Origin of the sequence: Campylobacter sp. W0014 (genome assembly GCF_020135975.1) — a bacterium.
Classification (GTDB): Bacteria; Campylobacterota; Campylobacteria; order Campylobacterales; family Campylobacteraceae; genus Campylobacter_D.
This window is the reverse complement of sequence record NZ_JACHTR010000129.1, coordinates 1-263: the sequence shown is the minus strand read 5'-3', so window position 1 is coordinate 263 and position 263 is coordinate 1. Positions and strand designations below refer to the sequence as shown.

Annotated in this window: 1 pseudogene; it reads left to right on the top strand. The window is 33.8% G+C overall.

From position 1 onward, the window contains the following. Positions 1-263: pseudogene (locus tag H2277_RS09260) on the top strand (chemotaxis protein); the annotation flags it as partial.

Genomic DNA, 263 nt, shown 5'->3' with positions numbered 1-263 from the left:
CTCTCCCCACTCACCACCATCCAAAACGGTCTTAATGCCTTCTTTGATTTTATCAATCATAAAACAAAGAATGTCTCTACAATTAATATAAAAACCAATGATGAGTTTGGTCAAATCTCAAAAGCCATCAATGAAAACATCCTTATGACTAAACAAGGTTTAGAACAAGATAACCAAGCTGTAAAAGAATCAGTTTCTACTGTTCAAGTTGTAGAAAAAGGAGATTTAACTGCAAGAATCACTGCAAATCCAAGAAATCCTCA